Source organism: Prolinoborus fasciculus (assembly GCF_056724605.1).
Map to the genome: position 1 here is coordinate 1 of NZ_JBWZQN010000007.1, position 16,287 is coordinate 16,287.

At 42.7% G+C, this 16,287-nt stretch carries 19 protein-coding genes and 1 rRNA gene; 5 read left to right on the forward strand and 15 right to left on the reverse strand.

Annotated features, from left to right (window positions below):
• The 5 genes from AC1P5O_RS02565 to ftsY all read right to left on the reverse strand — a co-directional run.
• Positions 1-217 (reverse strand): 16S ribosomal RNA (locus AC1P5O_RS02565); the annotation flags it as partial.
• A gap of 470 nt (positions 218-687) precedes the next feature.
• Positions 688-1,302, reverse strand: a complete 615-nt coding sequence (locus tag AC1P5O_RS02570; RefSeq protein ID WP_004282324.1) for a DUF2057 family protein — start codon at positions 1,300-1,302, stop codon at positions 688-690.
• Between the two features lie 206 nt (positions 1,303-1,508).
• Positions 1,509-2,102 carry a nitroreductase family protein gene (locus AC1P5O_RS02575; RefSeq protein ID WP_004278677.1) on the reverse strand — a complete coding sequence of 198 codons (594 nt, stop codon included), beginning with the start codon at positions 2,100-2,102 and terminating at the stop codon, positions 1,509-1,511.
• A 196-nt stretch (positions 2,103-2,298) separates the two neighbouring features.
• Positions 2,299-2,988, reverse strand: a complete 690-nt coding sequence (locus AC1P5O_RS02580; RefSeq protein WP_039901820.1) for a nitroreductase family protein — start codon at positions 2,986-2,988, stop codon at positions 2,299-2,301.
• A gap of 177 nt (positions 2,989-3,165) precedes the next feature.
• Complete coding sequence (gene ftsY, locus AC1P5O_RS02585) at positions 3,166-4,269, reverse strand: signal recognition particle-docking protein FtsY (protein ID WP_004278679.1); 1,104 nt, start codon at positions 4,267-4,269, stop codon at positions 3,166-3,168.
• Positions 4,270-4,446: 177 nt separating this feature from the next.
• Here ftsY and AC1P5O_RS02590 point away from each other — a divergent pair, with 177 nt between their 5' ends.
• Positions 4,447-5,856, forward strand: coding sequence for a M16 family metallopeptidase (locus AC1P5O_RS02590; RefSeq protein ID WP_004278680.1), 1,410 nt, complete (start codon positions 4,447-4,449; stop codon positions 5,854-5,856).
• Positions 5,856-7,430, forward strand: a complete 1,575-nt coding sequence (locus AC1P5O_RS02595; protein WP_253160776.1) for a M16 family metallopeptidase — start codon at positions 5,856-5,858, stop codon at positions 7,428-7,430. The genes AC1P5O_RS02590 and AC1P5O_RS02595 overlap by 1 nt, the downstream gene beginning before the upstream one ends.
• Here the strand turns inward: AC1P5O_RS02595 and AC1P5O_RS02600 are convergent.
• Together AC1P5O_RS02600 and AC1P5O_RS02605 are read right to left on the reverse strand one after the other, a co-directional pair.
• Positions 7,354-7,677 (reverse strand): hypothetical protein, encoded by a 324-nt coding sequence (locus AC1P5O_RS02600; protein ID WP_004278682.1) that lies wholly within the window; start codon positions 7,675-7,677, stop codon positions 7,354-7,356. The two genes, AC1P5O_RS02595 and AC1P5O_RS02600, sit on opposite strands and share 77 nt — an antisense overlap.
• Before the next feature lie 98 nt (positions 7,678-7,775).
• Positions 7,776-8,138: a hypothetical protein gene (locus AC1P5O_RS02605; protein ID WP_004731237.1), complete on the reverse strand. Its 363-nt coding sequence runs from the start codon at positions 8,136-8,138 to the stop codon at positions 7,776-7,778.
• A 221-nt stretch (positions 8,139-8,359) separates the two neighbouring features.
• On the opposite strand from AC1P5O_RS02605, the gene AC1P5O_RS02610 reads away from it, so the two are divergent.
• The 3 genes from AC1P5O_RS02610 (at position 8,360) to AC1P5O_RS02620 (ending at position 9,661) form a co-directional block, all read left to right on the forward strand.
• Positions 8,360-8,593 carry an SEL1-like repeat protein gene (locus tag AC1P5O_RS02610; protein WP_004278686.1) on the forward strand — a complete coding sequence of 78 codons (234 nt, stop codon included), beginning with the start codon at positions 8,360-8,362 and terminating at the stop codon, positions 8,591-8,593.
• Positions 8,594-8,744: 151 nt separating this feature from the next.
• Positions 8,745-9,125, forward strand: coding sequence for a DUF2750 domain-containing protein (locus AC1P5O_RS02615; RefSeq protein WP_004278687.1), 381 nt, complete (start codon positions 8,745-8,747; stop codon positions 9,123-9,125).
• A 104-nt stretch (positions 9,126-9,229) separates the two neighbouring features.
• A complete protein-coding gene (locus AC1P5O_RS02620; RefSeq protein WP_348942130.1) occupies positions 9,230-9,661 on the forward strand; it encodes a CBS domain-containing protein in 432 nt (143 codons plus the stop codon).
• 128 nt (positions 9,662-9,789) lie between these two features.
• Here AC1P5O_RS02620 and trpB read toward each other — a convergent pair whose 3' ends face one another.
• From trpB to AC1P5O_RS02660, 8 genes are all read right to left on the reverse strand, one after another.
• Positions 9,790-10,998, reverse strand: a complete 1,209-nt coding sequence (gene trpB, locus AC1P5O_RS02625) for a tryptophan synthase subunit beta (RefSeq protein WP_004278689.1) — start codon at positions 10,996-10,998, stop codon at positions 9,790-9,792.
• Between the two features lie 107 nt (positions 10,999-11,105).
• Positions 11,106-12,293 (reverse strand): vWA domain-containing protein, encoded by a 1,188-nt coding sequence (locus AC1P5O_RS02630; RefSeq protein ID WP_005266239.1) that lies wholly within the window; start codon positions 12,291-12,293, stop codon positions 11,106-11,108.
• A 13-nt stretch (positions 12,294-12,306) separates the two neighbouring features.
• Complete coding sequence (locus AC1P5O_RS02635; RefSeq protein WP_005266238.1) at positions 12,307-13,158, reverse strand: AAA family ATPase; 852 nt, start codon at positions 13,156-13,158, stop codon at positions 12,307-12,309.
• 20 nt (positions 13,159-13,178) lie between these two features.
• Positions 13,179-13,562, reverse strand: a complete 384-nt coding sequence (locus tag AC1P5O_RS02640; protein WP_005106668.1) for a hypothetical protein — start codon at positions 13,560-13,562, stop codon at positions 13,179-13,181.
• Between the two features lie 21 nt (positions 13,563-13,583).
• Positions 13,584-13,883: a YcgL domain-containing protein gene (locus AC1P5O_RS02645; protein WP_318270476.1), complete on the reverse strand. Its 300-nt coding sequence runs from the start codon at positions 13,881-13,883 to the stop codon at positions 13,584-13,586.
• Positions 13,884-14,019: 136 nt separating this feature from the next.
• Positions 14,020-15,162 carry a ribonuclease D gene (locus tag AC1P5O_RS02650; protein ID WP_005266237.1) on the reverse strand — a complete coding sequence of 381 codons (1,143 nt, stop codon included), beginning with the start codon at positions 15,160-15,162 and terminating at the stop codon, positions 14,020-14,022.
• 178 nt (positions 15,163-15,340) lie between these two features.
• Positions 15,341-15,937 (reverse strand): recombination mediator RecR, encoded by a 597-nt coding sequence (gene recR / locus AC1P5O_RS02655; protein WP_005266236.1) that lies wholly within the window; start codon positions 15,935-15,937, stop codon positions 15,341-15,343.
• Between the two features lie 13 nt (positions 15,938-15,950).
• Positions 15,951-16,280 carry a YbaB/EbfC family nucleoid-associated protein gene (locus AC1P5O_RS02660; protein ID WP_004278699.1) on the reverse strand — a complete coding sequence of 110 codons (330 nt, stop codon included), beginning with the start codon at positions 16,278-16,280 and terminating at the stop codon, positions 15,951-15,953.
• Between the last annotated feature and the right edge of the window lie 7 nt (positions 16,281-16,287).

The window sequence follows — 16,287 nt, forward strand, 5'->3', positions numbered from 1 at the left end:
TAGCGCAAGGCCCGAAGGTCCCCTGCTTTCTCCCGTAGGACGTATGCGGTATTAGCATCCCTTTCGAGATGTTGTCCCCCACTAATAGGCAGATTCCTAAGCATTACTCACCCGTCCGCCGCTAGGTCAGTTACCGAAGCAACTTCCCCCGCTCGACTTGCATGTGTTAAGCCTGCCGCCAGCGTTCAATCTGAGCCATGATCAAACTCTTCAGTTTAATACTATGTAGCACCTTAAAGGGCACCAATCTTGGCTCATCAATTTTCTGACAAATATTTCTCAAATAAACTTCGAGTAATTTCTACCATCAATCAATGAAAATAATTTCGATCAATCAACCAGTAAAAATCCACACAAGTTGTTCTTCATAATCTCTTAATGATCTTCTTAAAACCTCGTCAGTTTCAAGCTCCAACCCAATTATTTAACGTTTCGTTTCATGCATTGCGTTGGTGTGCTGCGTATTCTATACAGTTTCAAAACGAGCGCAAGGGATTTTCTTAAAAATATCCAAAAAAACCAACCATACGTTTATTTTTTAATCTAAAAAGCTATTTTTAACACTTTTTTTGCGTTTTTCTAGCTAATTCCGCATGAAAAGTTTAAGCAAATGTTAATTTTCCAGCCCTCATCTCATAAAAAAAGATCACCCTAATGGTGATCTTTTTGATTCTTCATCAAAATATTTTAATTTGCCTGCTCAGCCAGCCAAGTCATAAATTTTTGACGCTCAGCTTTAGAAGCCTTTTGCCATAATTGAATCAGCTGCTGATCATTCTGGTCTGCTGACTGAGTATATACAGCTGCCGGTTGATGAACTGGTGTCGCAACTTGAGTCGTCATATCTAATTTTTTAGTCAACACGCGATTTCCAAACCATGGTTTCGCTGCATCTTTAGCGCCCGTCTGCTGGACTAGGAGCTGATTTTTTGCATCATATAGCCCAATAATGGGCTGATTTTTATATTTTTGCGCTGCATCAAAATCTTTAGGCGCCTGAATAAGTGCTAAACGGTAAGTTTCACCATCTTTAAGGCTTGGTGTTTTTACCGTAACCACACCTGACTTTAAAATGTCATGTGAATTGTCTGAATGCTGGAAAAATTCGTTATAGCGTACGCTGATCGCATTTACACCTGCATCCAAGCTATAAGTCTGATTAGAACGTAATAGACCCGAGTTCACCTCTTGATCATTTACGGCAACAATTTTTATTTCTTCAGGTACTGTGACGGTCACTGCCGAAAAAACTGGTGTGCTAAACAGAAACACTGCTGCAGTTGCCGCAATACGTAAACCCATATCCTTTACTCATTTTTGGTTGTTTATTAAAAATTAGCTGCACTATGCCGCGTCTAAATGACAATCTTATGACAAAGGCTGGAGCGATACAGCCTGTGTTCTTAGCATTTATTTGGCTAAATATACCCCATCATATTCAAATACAACTCTAAGACATAAAAAAAAGAAGCATCAAATTGCTTCTTTTTTTTATGATCTAAAATCATTTATGCAAAAGTCTTAAAGCGCTCTGCATCATCCATAAAGGTTTTTTCACCTGCAGGAGCTTCAATCGAACCAAATACCAGTTGAGCGCGAAGTTTCCAGTGAGATGGAATCTCGAAAGTTTGTGCGACTTCTTCATCAATAATTGGATTGTAGTGCTGTAATGAAGCACCAATATTTCTTTCTGCCAAAGCGGTCCAGGTTGCAAACTGTGCAATAGCAGAAGAATGCTCAGACCAGACCGGGAAGTTATCGGCATAAAGTGCAAACTGCTCCTGCATCGACTTCACCACGTTCTGGTCTTCATAAAACAGTGCGGTACCATAACCTGCAGCAAAAGCATTGATCTTGCTATTGGTTGATTCAAATGCATCTGCTGAAACCAGATCACGTAAAGTTTCACGTACAATATGCCAGAAAGTATCATGTGATTGACCAAATAAAATCACCACACGCGAGGTTTGCGAGTTAAAAGATGACGGACTGTGCTTCACCGCATCTTTAATGATTTTCTCAATTTCTGCTTGATCCAGCTCTACATTTTTTCCAATTGAATAAATGCTACGGCGTTGTTTGATTTGATCTAAAAATGCCATGAATTCACCTCTATATATTTTGATTATTAAAAAATCGATAAAGTCATACTACGTGCTTTAAGCACCCAAGACAGGTGCATTTCGATAACAATGTGTTTTATTTATAGAACAATCAGATTTAGATCTGGGTAGCGTATTTGTATCTGATTTTATCCGCAGCTTCCATGCTGTCACATATAAAGTTCTCTATAAACTTTTAATTAAATACTTTGAAACGGTGCTGATCCGGTTTTTGTAATTTTGCTTCTACTGTTTGTTCAATTGACCCAAAGCAAAGTTGTGCGCGTAATAACCAGTTCTTTTCAATCTGAAAATGCTCTGCGACCCTTTCATCAATCAGTGGATTATAATGTTGCAAGGATGCTCCCAAACCAGAATCTGCCAGCGTCATCCACACAGCAAATTGCGCCATACCGGAAGTTTGTTCCGACCACGCTGGAAAATCCTCACTATTTAATGGCATTTTCTTTTGCAATTGTTGAATCACGGCTTGATCTTCATAAAACAAAACCGTGCCATAGGCAGCAGCACATTGATTCAACTTGATTTCCATCCCTTCGTAAATATATGCCGGCATATGCTGACGCTGTACCTGTTTCACAATTTCCCAGAATTGATGATGAGAATCTGCGAATAACACCACAATGCGCGTAGTTTGAGAATCATAAGCCGAAGGACAACTCCGCACTGCTTCCTGAATGATTTCGCCAAGATAAGCCTGACTAGAATGTACCCGCTTACCGAGTTGATCGATACTACGGCGCTTTTTCAATTGATCGACAAAAGTCAATTCTAAATCATCATTCAGTTTATTTTTTCTTGAAAATTTAAAATCCTTGGTTATATCGCTTGTTAATACCTGACCAATCTTATTTAGCAATGCCATTTTCTACCCCACAAAAAACAAGCCAAATCAGCTTAGAGAATCCCCTATAATTATAAGGCCTTTATTAAGATAGGCAGATTTAGTGGTGGTTTTACTGTCGGTTTTTACAACACTCGAACTGGCTAAAAACAATAAACTCCGCACTTGGCGGAGTTTATGTGAAGCATTGCGCATTATTTATTTTTCAGTTTCAAATAATGCAGCAACAAAAGATTTGGCAGAGAATGGACGCAAGTCATCAATTTTTTCACCGACACCAATAAAGCGAATCGGCACATGAGTACGACTGGCGATATTAAACAGTACACCACCTTTGGCAGTCCCATCAAGTTTGGTAATAGTTAAGCCCGTCAAGCCTACCGCCTCATCAAACATCTCGACCTGATTAATGGCATTCTGGCCAGTACCGGCATCGACCACCAACATCACTTCATGCGGTGCAGTGGCATCAATTTTCTGCATCACACGTTTTACTTTAGTCAATTCCTGCATCAAATGGCCTTTGTTATGCAAACGACCCGCTGTGTCTGCAATCAATACATCTACACCTTTGGCACGCGCACTTTCAAAAGCATCGAAAATCACTGAAGCTGAGTCAGCACCATGACCCTGAGCAACAACCGCAATATTATTACGCTCACCCCAGATCTGTAGCTGTTCAGTTGCAGCCGCACGGAAAGTATCACCTGCTGCCAACATGACGGTCTTGCCTTCACCTTGCAAACGTTTTGCCAGCTTGCCAATGGTAGTCGTTTTACCGACACCATTTACACCAACCACCAGAATCACATAAGGCGATTTGTTTGGATCAATGTGCAGCGGTTTTACCCGTGGTGCTAATAAAGCCACCAGTTCTTCCTGAAGCGCTTTATAGAGTGAATGCGAGTAGATCAAATCACCACGTGCCGTACGTTCAGTCAGGTTAGCGATAATGGTCTTGGTTGCTTCCACGCCAATATCTGCTACCAGAAGCTGCTCTTCGACTTCTTCTAATAATTCATCATCAATTTCTTTACCACCGATCAGGATATTTACCATCCCATCGGCAAGGTTTTTACGGGTTTTGGTTAAACCCACTTTCATACGGCTAAAGAAGCCACCTTTCGCCGCAGAATCTTCATTTTCAGTTTCTGTTTCGACAGGTGCAGAAACTACAGCTGTTTCGCTTGGCGTTTCTACGATAGGCACATTGACCGCAGGTAAGCTCGGTAATGTGACATCATCATCTCCGATATCAGCATCAATCAAAAATTTGTTTTGCCCATTAGATTGCTGTTGCATGCCGAATCCTTGAAAAGCATTGCGTTAAAAACCCAGATTCTACCATAACTTGCCTGCTTTGCAGCTAGCAATGCAAATGCTGGACAAACATACCAAAAAGCTACAGCTCTCGGTTGCTTTCAAGCACGCATTTATTAAAAATAACTCTAAATACAAACGCCTATTTCAGGAGATCTAGTGTTCATCACCTTTTTGACTATCTCCTCTTTCTCGCAAATGATCAAACAGACGCTTTATCCACTCGGTGCAGCAGTCTTGCTTAGCCTGAGTTTTAACTCGGTTCAGGCACAAACCCGAAGCGAATTGTCACGGACTACTTTTGAAACCACTTTAAGTAACGGTTTAAAAGTCATTATTCGGGAAGACCATCGTGCGCCCATGGTAATGACACAAATTTGGTACAAAGTCGGCAGTAGTGATGAATCCGGAAATATTCTGGGGGTATCACATGCGCTTGAACATATGATGTTCAAAGGCACTCATAAAGTGCCAAATGACGAATTTACCCGTCTGAGCCGGATTTATGGCGGCAGTATCAATGCGGCCACCTTTACCAATTACACCAATTATTATCAGCTGTATCCTAAGGCCTATTTTCCTATGGCCCTGGAACTTGAGTCTGACCGTATGAGCAATTTATTATTGCGGCAGCAGGACTTCGAGCCAGAAATTAAAGTCGTCATGGAAGAACGGCGCCAGCGTACCGATGACAATCCGCGGGCGCAAGCATTTGAACGGTTTAAATGGGTCAGTTATCCGACCAGTCATTATCGCCAGCCGGTGATTGGACACATGAAAACTCTGAATAATATTCAGTTGAATGATGTCAAAAAATGGTACCGGGATTGGTACAGTCCGAATAATGCCATTCTGGTGATTGTGGGGAATGTAGAATCTGAAGCTGCTTTGGCTCAGGTACAAAAATATTTTGCTGACATTCCCGCACGTCCAACACCGGCGCGCAATGACGTACTGGAGTTTGAGCGTTTGGGTTATCGCCATATGGAGATCAATAGCAATGTTCAGGTGCCCAATCTGTACATGACCTGGAATGTAAAATCCCTTGGCACTGCCAAAAACCCCCAAGATGCTTATGCCTTGACCATTATTCGCAGTCTTTTGGACAGTGGCATTTCTTCGCGCCTGCAAGACCGATTGGTACGTGATCGTAAAATTCTGACCTCTGTCAGCGTTTCTTATGATCCCTATAATCGCGGCGACAGCCTGTTTGGTATTTCTGCCTTACCTGCGCCGGGCATCTCTTTGCAAGAAGCACAACAAGCAATTCAGGATGAAGTGGATTTACTTAAAACTACAGCGATGACCCAACAGGAAGTGGATCGTATCAGTACCCGCTTTATTTCCAATTTGATCTATAGCCAGGATGATATTGCCGGACAAGCCAAAATGATTGGAAATCTAGAGGTCAATGGCTTGAGTTATCGCCTGATGGATGAATTACCGAAACACTTTGAAAGTGTCAGCGTTCAGGATATCCAGCGTGTCGCCAACGCCTATTTTGTACGTGAAAATCTCAGCACGCTTTATCTCTCTCCTGAACAAAACACCCAGCAACGGGGATTATAATGCTTCAACTTCGTTCATTTTTGCTTATTTCAATTTTAAGTCTTAGCTCGGCTACCCATGCAGAAAACTATCTGGATCCCCAGCCTAACCAAAATGATAATCCGAGTCAGTTACAGTCTATCCCTTTGCTGCAAAGCTTAAAAAATATTAATCAGCAACGGGATTTTCAGGCGCCTTATATTCATGATCTAAATAATCGCTACAAAGTACGCACGCTGTTTGTTGAAACGCAAGATCTTCCCATGGTAGATATCCAGCTGACCTTTAATGCCGGTTCGGCCCGTGATCAGGAAATTGCCAAAGGCCTATATGGTCTATCCAATATGGCAGCCAAGTTGATGCGTGAAGGAACCGACAAATATAGCGCCAATCAGGTGGCGGAAGTTTTTGACCAAACCGGAGCACAATTCAGCGTACAAGCCTATCGGGATATGTTTGTGGTTCGTCTGCGTACGCTTTCAGACCCGGAAAAACTGGAACCCGCATTGGGCATGCTGATGGAGGTTCTCAAGAATGCATCATTTAAACCATCCAGCATTAATCTGGCTTTAAGCAATACCCAAGTGGGACAAAAACAGCTGCAGGAAAATCCAAGCCGACTCATGGATATCCGTTTTTATCGCGCTTTATATGGTCAGCACCCTTATGCAGAACCAATCAGCGGCACCCAAGGCAGCACCAAGAAAATTAATGCAGAATTATTGAAAAAATTTCGTGATCAGTTTTTGGTGGCGCAAAATATGAATATTGCCATTACTGGCAAACTCAGCCCGAAACAGGCACTCGAACTGTCTGAACGAATTGCCGGCAACTTACCTCAAGGGCAAAAAGCAGAAGCATTGCCACAGCCTGAAATTCAATCTGGTTTTGAAGTGGTACATCTACCCTATAACTCGTCTCAGGCGCATGTCACCTTTGGGCATTTAGGCCCAACCCGCTTTACTGAAGATAAACTGGCTTTAGAAGTCGCCAATCGCATGTTTGGCGGTAGCGGATTTAATGCAGTATTGATGCAGGAACTACGGGTGAAACGTGGTTTTACTTATGGCGCTTATAGTTCATTGAGCTTTAGTCAGGCACCCGGCGTATTCAGCTTTAAGTATTCCACGCGTCAGGATCAACTGCTAGACAGCATTCAGGTCGCACATCAAGCATTTATCCACTTTGTCAGCCAACCTATTGACACTCAGCGTCTGGAAGAAACCAAAGCAGGCATGTTACGTGCTTTTCCTAATAATTACAGCAGTAATGCCACCATTAATGCCCAGCTAGGCAATATGGGTTTTTATAGTGAGCAAACTGATTATTTATCCAGTTATCCAGAACGCCTGGCTAAAATCACAGCGGCAGATGTACAAAATGCAGTGCGCAAGCATTTTCATCCTGATCGCTTAACCCTGGTCGTTGTCAATAAAGAACTGGATCAAAATGCTTTGAAAATGCGTTTGGAACAGAATTTAATGGATGCCAATTATTACTTACCAACAAATCCTATGCCTAAGGCATCTCCACAGAGACCGGCGGAAGCTGACGTGCCCGAAGCGATTCCTGCTGATAAGCCTGCATCAATTTAAGGTACTGCCCACGACGGATATGCTGCTGCTCTAACAAGGCGAGTGCCATATCTTGGGTTCGGGGAAGGTTTTGCTGTTTAGACAGTTGTTGAATCTGGGTGACTTGGGAAAGGCTAAGCGGTCGATATAAAGCAAATGCGGCTAAAAGTAGAATGACCGCAATAATAAAAATAACCACACTGTTATAAATCTGTTCCAGTTTGATTCTGCTGAAAAATTGGCTTAGTTTTTCTGTATCTATAGACATACACTACCTCAGGTTAGAGGTAGTGTATGGTCGCAGTTACATAAGTTCAAGTCAGCGCACTGAATATTCACAAGAGCTGAATCCTGCTATTTTGGGCATTAATTCATTATTCTAGTAATAATTGTTGAATACAGCACCAATGCAACAACAAGCAATACCAGTGCAATTGCAAATTTACTTAAACCGGCTTCTGCTTCAGGCGGATGTAAGCGATCCTCATCTGCAATGCGGACCAGCTCACCATTATAGAGTTTATAAAACTGCTCACGCTGGTTTTCGTCCAGCGCCCGGGTAAAGTCGTAGACTTCTTTACGTTGTGCCAGCCCATAATCGCCTAGATGGGTATATTTACTGAATATAGCTTGATCGAGTTTTTTACGATGCAAATCGGCAAGTTCCATAATTTGACCTGCAGTCGGAGGCATATCAAATTTCACACCATCTAAAGTTCTTGTCATCATGGCCTTCTCCTTATTGTTTGCTATCAATTTACAATGTAGCTTAATAATATTTATAGTTGTGTATAGTTTAATCAGTTAAACTATAACTGAAGTAAACAAATAAAATCGAATAGTTGACTTTTCCATTATTTTGTAATATTAGTTTAACAATACTAATTTATATTTGTATTTAGACTAAATAGTCTATCCTGTAATCATAATTAAAATTAAGGAGTTTTTATATGATACAACAACTCTCTCAACACGATCTGGAACATCTGTACGCAGATGCCGTGAATACCATTCAATCGCAAATGAACTTTGCTGATGCGGTAAAACAGCTTGAAGAAGCCGCTCGTGCAGGCCATGGTAAAGCAGCGCTCTTTTTAGCAGAACTTTATTATCAAGGTTTCCGTGTAGAACGAGATTCACTCAAAGCCCAGTACTGGCAAAACATGGCCACCATGCAAGCATAAAGAAACGTCACCTAGGTGGCGTTTTTTTCAGCCCTTTTTTCAATAAATAGCAATCAATACATATTTTCTTACGAATCCTTGCAAAGCTGAAACAGTAATTTCATATAAAGTTCCTAGAATAGAGCCTGAACTCCAATAGCACTTTATTCTAATGAAACCACGAAAAATTATTCAAATTGATCCGATCTGCAAAAACTTTCTGTTAAAGATCACGATGCTTAAATCTTTGATGAATTGTGGCGAGCTATGGGGCGCATATCACCAAGGCTGGGCGATGATGCGTGACCAGGAAGACTGTATCTTCCCATTCTGGCTCAATCCGCTGGATGCTAAAAATTATGCCCAGCAGCATTGGCCGGATTACATCCCGCGTAAAATCAATTCTGAAGATTTTGAAAATGCATTATTGCCGACCCTGTCGCGACTGAATGTTACGCCAGCCCTGTTCAACACCAATGGAACCAAACTCAAACTGACTGCTGCACAGATGCGTCATCTGTTTTTTTCGCAACAAAGACTGCACATTGCTTAAATAACATGCTATTTATAAAGGCTAAAACCTAAACACTTAGAGATGTTCAGGTTGAATACATACTCTAGGATTAATAATAAATTAACCAATAAGGATGATTAAGCATGACCAATGTGGCACAGGTGCTCAGTGAAAAAATGCATCAAGCTATTTATACCATCCGTCCAGATTCTACCGTTTTAGAGGCCATCACCTTGATGGCAGATAAAGGAATCGGGGCGCTTGTGGTAACCCATGAAGACAACGTGGTGGGGATTTTGTCAGAGCGAGATTACACGCGTAAGATCGCGCTGATGCAAAGAACCTCATTCGACACCACTGTTAATGAGATCATGACCTCTAAAGTGATTACCGTAAATACAGCTAATAGCGTAGAAGACTGTTTATCTCTGATGACTGAACGCCACCTACGCCACTTACCTGTGGTCGAACATGAAAAACTGATCGGTTTGATTTCAATTGGGGATTTGGTCAAAGCGGCCATGGATGACCAACGCAAATTAATTGAACAGTTACAGCAATATATCTCAGGTTAAAATATCATCTAGCTTTCTCTAAGGCATTTGAAGATCACTTAAATGATACAAGATAAAGTTTTATATCTGATGCATAAAAAATCCCGGTACGTGTACCGGGATTTTTTATATGAACATTTTGAATAAAATCAGTTGAGACCTAATTTTTCTGCGACGTAATCTGAGTCTTTATCACCACGACCTGATAAGTTCACCACAATCTTGGTATCTTTTGGCAATTTACCCGCTTCACGAATGGCCCAAGCTACTGCATGTGAACTTTCCAGTGCAGGCACAATGCCTTCAACGCGTGAAAGGGTCATAAATGCATCCAGACATTCCTGATCAGTTGCTGTAGTGTACTCTACCCGTCCCAGATCTTTTAACAGACTGTGCTGCGGGCCTACTCCTGGATAGTCCAGACCAGAAGCAATTGAATGCACTGGTAAAGGTTCGCCTTGTTCATCTTCTAGCACATAACAGGCCATCCCGTGTAACTGGCTCGGCTTACCCAAAGTTAATGTTGCTGAGTGCTTGTCAGTATCCAGACCATGACCTGCCGGCTCAACGCCTACCAGTTTCACATCTGGTTCATTTAAAAATGCAGTGAATGCGCCAACTGCATTGGAACCCCCACCGACACAGGCAACAACATAGTCAGGATTTGCACCAAAACGCTCATTGGCCTGAACTTTAATCTCATCACCAATAATCGACTGGAAATCACGTACCATCATCGGGAATGGGTGCGGCCCGACTACCGAACCAATGGCATAGATGTAGTTTTTCGGGTCTTTTAAATATTCTTCAAAAGCACTGTCGACTGCATCTTTGAGTGTGGCTGTACCGCGAGTCACAGAAATCAGCTTGGCACCCAGAATTTTCATCTTGACGACGTTTGGATGCTCTTTTTCAATATCCACTTGCCCCATATGAATTTCACATGGGATACCCACCAAGGCACATGCAGTTGCCAAAGCAACACCATGCTGGCCGGCACCGGTTTCTGCAATGACTTTGGTCTTGCCCATATATTTCGCAAGTAAAGCTTCACCCAGACAATGATTGATCTTGTGCGCGCCAGTATGGTTCAGATCTTCACGTTTCAAATAAATCTGGGCTCCACCGAGCTGTTCAGAAAGACGTTTGGCATGAAATAGTGGACTTGGACGACCGACATAATGAGCAAATAGGTCTTTCAATTCATTCTGAAATTCTTCAGTCTGACGAATTTCCTGATAGGCCACATTAATATCATCCATGGCCTGTTTCAGATCGGGTGGAATAAACTGACCGCCATATTGACCAAAAAAACCCTCTTCATTCGGTAACGCAATACCATTAATTTGATGAGCCATAATGATGCCTGAAATTTTAAATAAGAGATAATGAGTGACTTTATACTAAAATAATTTGTTTGAAATCACTAATAACTCTAACTAAAGTCACTTATAGATAAATGGAATTAACGCGCCAGATATTTGGTCATGTCTTCAATGCCTTTCAGCGTCATTGGAAACATATGATTTTCAAATATTTGCTGGATCAGACCAATGGTATGGGTGTAATGCCAGTATTTTTCTTCTTCCGGATTCAGCCAGGCGGTTTTATCAAAATGCTGACGCAGGCGCTGTAACCAGACCTGTCCCGTCTCATCATTCATATATTCAACCGAACCACCGACAGAATTCAGCTCATACGGTGCCATACTGGCATCGCCGACCACAATCACGCGATAATCGCGGCCATAGGTATTGAACAAATCCCAGGTATTCATACGTGAACTGGAACGACGGACATTGTCTTTCCATACATAGTCGTACAGACAGTTATGGAAATAAAAATATTCCAGGGTTTTGAATTCGGTTTTCGCAGCACTGAATAGCTTTTCACACTGGGCAATATGCGCATCCATCGAACCGCCAACATCAAATAGCATCAGTACTTTGATACGATTACGACGCTCGGGCACCAGTTGTACATCCAGAATACCCTGCTTGGCCGTTTCACGAATCGTCCCGTCAATATCCAGCTCTTCTGCTGCACCCTGACGGGCAAATTTTCGTAGACGGCGCAATGCCATCTGCATCTGGCGACTTCCCAGAATCTGCTCATCGTCCAGATTGCGGTATTGACGCTGTTCCCAGACTTTCACCGCAGAACGCTTACGCCCCGGTCCGCCAATACGCACACCTTCAGGATGATCGCCATAGGCACCAAAAGGTGAAGTGCCACCGGTACCAATCATCTTGTTACCGCCCTGATGTTTTTTATGCTGTTCGCGCAGACGCTCTTCCAGCATTTTCATCAGTTCTTCCAGCGATCCGGCTTTTTTCAGCTCTTTGCGCTGCTCCGGGGTTAGATGTTTTTCGAGAAGCTCCAGATCAAACCAGTCTTTAGGCAGTTTATGCATCTGATTGAGAAGTTCATCAATATCGAAGGTTTGAATACCATCAAAATAGTCTTTCATGGCGCGGTCGAACTTATCAAAATAACGCTCGTCCTTGACCATCACGGTTTTGGCGAGCTGATAGAATTCGTCCTGATCGGCAAAGACCAGTCCTGCAGCAACCGCCTGATTCAGGTCAATCAATTCGCGGGTCGATACCGGCACGCCGTATTTGCGTAAGGTATAAAACAGTCGCACAAACATGCGTGTTTCTCCCTTAACGACGTGACATAAAGGCTAGACGTTCAAGTAACTGCACATCCTGCTCGTTTTTAATCAATGCGCCGTATAAGGGTGGAATCGATTTGGATTTGTCGGTATTGCGCAGAATATCTTCCGGCATGTCGTCAGCCATGAGCAGTCTGAGCCAGTCGATCAGTTCAGAAGTTGAAGGTGGTTTTTTCAAACCCGGAATCTGGCGTAGTTTGAAGAATACCTGCAAGGCTTCATTCACCAATGTTGCAGAGATATTCTCAAAATGCACATCGATGATTTCACGCATGGTGGCTTCATCCGGGAATTCGATATAGTGGAAGAAACAACGGCGTAAAAAAGCATCCGGCAATTCTTTTTCGTTATTCGAGGTAATGATCACGATCGGACGCTGGGTTGCGGTAATGGTTTCGCCAGTCTCGTACACATAGAACGACATTTTATCAAGTTCATGCAGCAAGTCATTTGGAAACTCGATGTCTGCCTTGTCAATTTCATCAATCAGCAGGACACAGCGCTCTTCACTGGTAAATGCTTCCCACAGTTTCCCCGGCTTGATGTAATTCTTGATGTCATAGACACGGTCATCACCAAGTTGACTGTCACGCAGGCGCGATACAGCATCGTATTCATACAGACCTTGTTGCGCTTTGGTGGTGGACTTGATGTGCCAGGTGATCAGCTTCAAACCCAGACTTTCTGCGACTTGCTCGGCCAGTAAAGTTTTACCTGTACCCGGCTCACCTTTGACCAGCAATGGTTTTTGCAAACTGCGTGCAGCTTTCACCGCAAGCTTTAAACTGTCAGTCGCGATGTACTGATCGGTACCTGAAAATTGTTGAATATCAGCAGACATGATTGAACCTTATTTTTTACTTACAGCGGTGAACTTTTCTCGTGAACACGAATATTGCTTTTGTTCGACACATAAGTCGACCAGCAATAGCCAATCACAGATCCAATCCCAATGACAAATAAAATAAGTGACGCATTAATCCAAACTAGGGATTGCTCTTTGGTCAACACCCCAAATAACAGACCGAAAATCGCAGGTGCAATGGACGCATTCGCCCCCTCGGATACCGTCGGTGTCAGCAGAATGGCAAAGGCTACAATCCACAAAAAACCGCCCATGGGTTTAGGCAGACGCTTGGTTACACCATACCAGCACCATAAAGCAATCAGGCTGCCAAGCAGATAAACTGCAACGGCAATGCTCTGTTCAGGAATTGAGTCTAATACAGCCACATAACCATTCATTTCACAACTCCTGAATCAACATTAAGCACCACGCAAGCCTTCTGGTGCTACAGCGTTTGGATCAATCAAGCCTTCTGGCGGCATTTGCAGGAAGAAACCGCGAGTTTCAATAGAATCCATGACATGCAAGACATTGGCACGTGCCAGTTTACGTGATTCGCTTAATTCAAGATGCATGACAAAAGTCGCACGTCCAAATGCTGCCTGTACTGCTTCAGTCAATACGCTTAAAGGTTCGAATGTTTCAGCTTCGCTTTCATTCGCAGGACGCGCCACATACAGATACATTTCACTTTTTTTGCTGGATTTGTAGATAGACACTTGCATATTTCAAACGACTTTTCTGGAAAAACAACCGCAAGGATACATCAAAAAAAAGACAGAAACATTAGCCACATCTCATGCATCAGTCGTGATTTTGTATAATTGCTTTTTCTTTAACCATTCCTGTAGCTAATCACTCGCTGACTTTCATCTGGGTAGACAGATAAGATTCATCCTGATGCAATACCTGAATCAGTGGCTGAGTTAATAACTCATAGCGCCAACCGAGTAGATAATCCGGCAGATCCTGCTCGTCCTTATGAAAGACTACATGCTGATACAAGGCATTCAGCCATTTCTTGCGCATCAGGACTTCTTTCGGAATCGAGGTTTCATTGACCACGTTCTGAATAATTGAATCAATTTTTTCGCCAATATCTTTGGAAGAATGGCGAATTGGACGTGCCAGACGTAAAGGCCAATTTGCCGGCTCCGGCAGGAATTTCAGTAAATCTAAAATGGTTTTGCCATGCTCACGAACCACATTCGAACGAATGTCTTTCACATGACTCAGCTGGAAATTATTGCGCGGGAATTTTTCCACCAGATCAATCATGCTGGCATTTTTTAAAATGAAACTGCGTGGCTGATTTAGTGCTTTGGCAATCTGATCACGCCAGACCATTAATTGCTGCAATTGCATCAGCTGACGGCGTGAATGCCGGTAATTGCCGACATCCTGATACAACAAGGCGGTTGGAGTATCTTCGCCAATTTCCTGAGTCAGAAAACGGCAATCTTGCAAAGCAAAATCCAGAAGATCTTTCGAATCCAGATCCTGTTTGATTTTTTCTGACAGTTGCACCAGATAATGCACATCATTGGCAGCATACAGCAACTGTTCGGAACTGAGTGGACGCGCCAGCCAGTCAGAACGGGTCTGGTCTTTTTCGATATCAACTTCCAGCATCTGCTTCAGCGCATTTTGATAGCTGACTTGCAGACCATGCCCCAAAAATGACATGCCGACCTGGGTATCAAACACATTACTCAGCGATTTCTTCTGGGTATAGTGATAGATCAGGTCGATATCTTCACTACAGGCATGAAAAATATTCTGCTGCGCGTTAAAAATTTTATTGAGGAACTCAGTCAGATCCAGCGTGGTTCCATCCAACAAATAGACCTTGCTGTCTACGTTAATCTGAAAAACACCCAGCTTAGGCCATAAGGTATCCACCTTGATAAACTCGGTATCCAGCCCATAAACTGAATTCTGATCCATCAGCTTCAGTACATGAGTTAAGTCGTGTTGATGTTGAATAAATTGAAACATAGAACTGAGTCTAAGATTAGATTCTCGATAGATCCATATTAACTGATCTATAGAATTTTTGTATAAAAAATAACGCCAATTCTGTCCTATTTCCTAAAAAATGGTGGTCATTTATCAAGGTTTATAATCTAATTAATATCTTTTTTATATTAAAACTAACAAGATATTTAAGCTGAACTTACTTCATGCGCATCCGGTTATGCACGGCCTGACTCAAGGTATGACTATCGACATATTCTAGTTCTCCGCCTTGTGGTACGCCTTGGGCAATTCGGGTCATGTGGATCGGTAAATGCTTGCTGGCCTCAACCAGATAATGTGCCGTGGCTTGTCCTTCTACCGTGGCATTGGTTGCCAGAATCACTTCTTTCACCTGACCATTGGCCAAACGATGTAACAAGTACGGAATACCGATTTCTTCCGGTCCAATACCATCGAGTGGCGATAAATGACCACCCAATACATGATATTTACCTCTGAAGCTGCCACTTTGCTCAATCGCCATGACATCTGCAGGTGATTCCACTACACAGAGCAGCTCATCATCACGATCCAGCGAAGTACAGATATTGCAGACTTCATCTTCGGTCAGAGAATGGCAGACTGAACATTCATGAATGTGATTGGTTGCCTCAGTCAGCGCATGCGCCAGACCAATAGCACCTTCACGATTTTTCATGATCATATGCAATGCCATACGTTGAGCCGATTTTGGCCCAACGCTTGGCAAAATGCGTAATGCTTGAACGAGTTGATCAAAACGATCACTAAACATTGCGCATTCTTCCTTAGAACATACCTGCAAGACCAGGCGGTAAACCCATACCTGAGTTTGCTGCTTTCATTCTTTCGTCAGATACTACTTCTGCCTGACGTGCAGCATCATTCATTGCCGCTGCAATCAGGTCTTCAATCATGTCTGGATCATCCTGAAGCAACTCAGGGTTGATTTCAATACGTTTCACCACGTTACGGCAAGTCATGGTCACTTTAACAAGACCACCGCCCGCCTCGGCATGCACTTCAGTTTGTGCAAGCTCTTCTTTGGCTTTTTTTACGTTGTTTTCAACTTCTTTCTGCATGCGCTGAGCTTGCTGCATCAACATGTTAATGTTCATAAATATC

Coding starts and splice junctions, on each gene's coding strand:
- AC1P5O_RS02570 (WP_004282324.1), bottom strand. CDS start 1,302: ATGGGTTTACGTATTGCGGCAACTGCAGCAGTGTTTCTGTTTAGCACA.
- AC1P5O_RS02575 (WP_004278677.1), bottom strand. CDS start 2,102: ATGGCATTTTTAGATCAAATCAAACAACGCCGTAGCATTTATTCAATT.
- AC1P5O_RS02580 (WP_039901820.1), bottom strand. CDS start 2,988: ATGGCATTGCTAAATAAGATTGGTCAGGTATTAACAAGCGATATAACC.
- ftsY (WP_004278679.1), bottom strand. CDS start 4,269: ATGCAACAGCAATCTAATGGGCAAAACAAATTTTTGATTGATGCTGAT.
- AC1P5O_RS02595 (WP_253160776.1), top strand. CDS start 5,856: ATGCTTCAACTTCGTTCATTTTTGCTTATTTCAATTTTAAGTCTTAGC.
- AC1P5O_RS02600 (WP_004278682.1), bottom strand. CDS start 7,677: ATGTCTATAGATACAGAAAAACTAAGCCAATTTTTCAGCAGAATCAAA.
- AC1P5O_RS02605 (WP_004731237.1), bottom strand. CDS start 8,138: ATGATGACAAGAACTTTAGATGGTGTGAAATTTGATATGCCTCCGACT.
- AC1P5O_RS02610 (WP_004278686.1), top strand. CDS start 8,360: ATGATACAACAACTCTCTCAACACGATCTGGAACATCTGTACGCAGAT.
- AC1P5O_RS02615 (WP_004278687.1), top strand. CDS start 8,745: ATGAAACCACGAAAAATTATTCAAATTGATCCGATCTGCAAAAACTTT.
- AC1P5O_RS02620 (WP_348942130.1), top strand. CDS start 9,230: ATGACCAATGTGGCACAGGTGCTCAGTGAAAAAATGCATCAAGCTATT.
- trpB (WP_004278689.1), bottom strand. CDS start 10,998: ATGGCTCATCAAATTAATGGTATTGCGTTACCGAATGAAGAGGGTTTT.
- AC1P5O_RS02630 (WP_005266239.1), bottom strand. CDS start 12,293: ATGTTTGTGCGACTGTTTTATACCTTACGCAAATACGGCGTGCCGGTA.
- AC1P5O_RS02635 (WP_005266238.1), bottom strand. CDS start 13,158: ATGTCTGCTGATATTCAACAATTTTCAGGTACCGATCAGTACATCGCG.
- AC1P5O_RS02640 (WP_005106668.1), bottom strand. CDS start 13,562: ATGAATGGTTATGTGGCTGTATTAGACTCAATTCCTGAACAGAGCATT.
- AC1P5O_RS02650 (WP_005266237.1), bottom strand. CDS start 15,162: ATGTTTCAATTTATTCAACATCAACACGACTTAACTCATGTACTGAAG.
- recR (WP_005266236.1), bottom strand. CDS start 15,937: ATGTTTAGTGATCGTTTTGATCAACTCGTTCAAGCATTACGCATTTTG.
- AC1P5O_RS02660 (WP_004278699.1), bottom strand. CDS start 16,280: ATGAACATTAACATGTTGATGCAGCAAGCTCAGCGCATGCAGAAAGAA.